Below are 3,862 nucleotides of genomic sequence, written 5' to 3' on the forward strand. Positions count from 1 at the left end.
CCAGTAGGGATCAAGGCAGACCGATTCAGATCTCGCGCCAGCAAGCGACTCCCCGCATGATCCTCCATCCACTTCTTGTCGCCCTCGTTGAACAGACGCCCGTAAAATTCCTCGTCATATTTGTCATGCTGGCTCTCGCTCCGGATCGGCCTATCCAGCAGCTTAGTGCGGATTTCCTTGGCCGCTGCTTCGTCTGCGCCCATCTGTTGGTGCAAATTCTTCAAAATCCCATCTAGTGCCCGAGCTACTGACTTGTCTGTAGTCGCCACCGTCGCAAGCGTATTCAAGTACGACGGATTTTTCTGGCTCTTGGTCAGCGTCTTAAACACCTCGCGCGCTTGCTCCGGCGAGTTCTCGCTTTCCTTGAGCAGTGCGCCAACGAGTTGCGCGTGTCCCAATACCGCCGCCTCTCTTACCTTATCTTTCCCATCTTCCCACGCGCTAGCCAAGGTCCGCATACGCACGACCAATTCCGGATCGGTCAGCTTTTTCAGCAAGTCTTGGCTTTCACTTGCATCCGGCGCCGAGCGGGCCTTCAAGTGATTCGATACCAGCCTCAGTCGCTCCAGCGCGGCCTGTTGTCCAGCCTGCCCCTTGGGCAGTGGCGTCGAGAATGCTTGCTCCAGCTCACGATTCTGCGCTGCGGCACTGTTTGATTCCTCCCAAGCGACTCGGACTGGCGGCCGGCTACTCTCGGCCACCACCTGCTGCGCAGGTCCCGACACGGCAGTTCGTGAACTTGAAAGCACCTGCGACTCAATATCCGCGCCAGATTGGCTTGCCACTGGCGTGGCAACCTCCTGCATTGGTTCATCTGGCCCTACGAGAAACGGGCTGACACGCTGCGGATTGGCCAGCACATAGTCCGCAAGACATCCCCTCAAGGCACGAATGACCTCCGAGTCCGAGGCATCCTCAGGAAGGCCAAACTGCCCCTTCATCACGCCAGCGTCTGCGCCGAGCGAGGCCAGTACCGCATGGTAAAAACAGTCTCCATCAGCTGGGACCGGAATCTCACGGTCACCCATCACCGCACTGTAATGCGCGTTCCGCAACACCACCTTCACCGGAGCACAATCCGGCAGACTTTCTCCGAATGATGCCAGCTCGGTATCGGTCCGCCCGTCCTGAATCGTCAGCACGCGCCCCTGCGGCCATATCGGTAACTCCACCAACAGGCTCGCCACCAGATCCCCGCCCTCGTTGGCCCACGATCCCATCGTCCGAATTTGTTCTGCGAGCGCACGCACTTTGTCCGGTATGGCGTCCGGTCGACTCAGCTCGTGGATACGGATCGCACTCTGTTCGGGGAGCAGCGAGGATAACCCGAGCGCTGATCGGTCCGGGGTATCAGGTGCTGCCCAATGTTTGATCAACGGTGAGCGCTGCTCCCCGCGATCAAGTTTACCGAGCGCGGCTTCATAGGCGTCGCGGCGAATACCTCCCTGAACAGGAACAAACGGCGCAATCCCCGCGTAAGATCGATGGAAAGCCGCAAATGCCGGCCGATTCCTTAATTCGACAGCAATGTAAAGGTTGCCATCGTGCATTGTTGGAGGGAGGCTCAGAGTTTGACGCATTTCTGGTCTGATCCAACTCAGCTCGCCGTCAGCCCCCGGGACGCTCCCGGAGCGAGTTACCAAATAAGGACCGATTTGGTCTGCTATAGCTAGACGCTGCTCGATCATGGAACACTTTGATTCGATCAACGCTCTGAGCTCCGCTGTACCAGCATCCGTCAAAAATCGTTGGCTCTGCGCGTTGTTCGCGTGTTCGCGAAGCGCAGCCCGCGCCCAATTCACCAAGCGTTCGCGATCAGAAAACATAGTACGCAAAATCATTCGATCGCCGGGCTGACACAGGTATGGGGCAATGACCTCAGGGGATGTTCGGAAGATCAGCGGCGCCTTGCTTTTGAAATCCGAGTATTCGTTGCGGCCAACCGCGAGATTCGCCAACAGCTCAAAAGCAGCATGAACAAATACGGAACTACAGCGCTGTCGATCCGGCAACGGAATTGTCGAGGGGTTGCTTCGAAGCAAATTCGCGGCAAGACTTCGTGATTCTGCCAGCAATCCGGAAAGTTCACGATCGTTTACGAACAATCGATCGATGTCAGGGTGATTGCTGCCAAACGCAACGTACGGCACCTGTATTGTTGCTTGGACATTCCTAGCGATCAACTCGGGCTTGCCTGGAAGCACCAAGTCGTAGGCGAGGGAGCCACCATCTTCGAGGAAATTGAAGGAATCACGAGACAATTCGATACGGAAACGCTCATCAACCGCATCGTTATATTTTTTGATAACTTCTTCAAAATTAGTACTATTTGCGATGCACTGCTTTGCCATCGAAATGGCGCGATAGTAGTCGGAGCTTTTGCGTATCTGGACATCGAGAGGCCCTGTCACAAGTTCAATCTGTGGTGCCCGCCCAGGCATCCTGTCGATTTGAAAGCTCAACGCGGGCCACCCGACGTGGGGCGCATACGCAGTCTCTGCAAGTACAAAGTGTGGGGGAAGTTCAAGGGCATGGAAGTTTGCGCCCATCTCGATTTCGTAACCAATCAGATGCGCTTCACTGCATAGAAGAGGCTTCTCTAGCGAAAGTCGAATTGGTTTGCTGTCAGCCAAATTGATTGGCGCCCGGAGCAGCTGGCGAGCGGCTTCAGCGTAACTGTTGTTGACGGCCGTAGGAATCTCTGCACAGTCAATGTATTGATCGAACGAGCCGTCTGAGAGCATCTGCTGCATGTGATCAATTGCAGGGCGTGTTTCGTCGTTTACCGTGAGATCAATAGATGGACTCGTCGCCAAGGCGTAGAACACCTGTCGTGCGGCGGATTCATCGACGCGAGCGTCACCGCTTGGGAAGTCGTTGAAGAACTGAAGCAAGTCTTGTCCGTCAATGCCGCGATATGGGCGAAATAGCAACGGGACTTCTGTCTGATCAGTATCAGATGCTGTAGTTATTTGGGTTTGCTGCAAGCGCATGCGCGCCATGTCGCCCTCAATGGCTCGATCGGCTTCGGCCAGTCGCTTGCGCGGCATATCGTCCTCGACGGCTCGATCGGCATCGGCCAGCCGTTTGCGCGGCTTGTCGTCCTCGATGCCCCGATCGGCCTCGGCGAATCCGTCAGACTGCCTGCCCGACCCGTGACGCACACCTGCACGAGTGCGCGCGCCGAGGCGCTCACTCGCCAGATCCACACGCGAGCCGTCGAAGCCACGCGCCGAATTCATCGTAGCGGATGCGTCCGTTTGGTTGAATGTATGACCGAGATGATCGGCGAGCGTCGCGCCACGCTTGGCCGACGGGGCTGACGGGCGGGCATTCGAGCAATATCGCACCATTTCCGGCGCAAGGTTCGCGTCTTGCCTCACGCCCGATATCGTACTCGCCAGCGATGCGCGCGAGTCGTCACTCCGCGAAGCGGAGGTGCTTTCTGCGCCCGGTTGAAGTCGCTGAGGCATGCTTGGCGTCACTGTTGTCGAGGAGATTGCGTGCATTGGGTTCTGTCGCAATAAGGGTGATCGGCCAGGGCGTATTCCACGTAAAAAGACCAGCCATTCCACGCGGGTAACATCACACTTCCTGAAAAGGTACTGTCAACTTGTTCGGCAAGCGGACGAGCGAGTGAGCTTGCCCGCGAATTTCGGACCCCTTAACTGAGCGAGATTATGCCACCCGTTGGTTTTGGGCGGCATACCAGTTCCGCTCAAATTGCATCGGGCTGGCTTTGTTCGACAGGGTATGCGCTCAGTTGGTTGCGGGCGCAATTAGGCTGTCTTGACGCAAATCGCCTTGCCGAAGCTGTTCCACCGGTTCACGAGGTTCGCAATGATCACGCCCTCGCGCTGCT

Annotated in this window: 1 protein-coding gene; it reads right to left on the reverse strand. The window is 56.9% G+C overall.

From position 1 onward, the window contains the following. A partial coding sequence (locus CFB82_RS42945; protein ID WP_218829100.1) for a hypothetical protein occupies positions 1-3,209 on the reverse strand: 3,209 nt, incomplete at its 3' end. Positions 3,210-3,862 lie beyond the last annotated feature (653 nt).

Origin of the sequence: Burkholderia sp. HI2714, assembly GCF_002223085.1 — a bacterium.
Classification (GTDB): Bacteria; Pseudomonadota; Gammaproteobacteria; order Burkholderiales; family Burkholderiaceae; genus Burkholderia; species Burkholderia lata_D.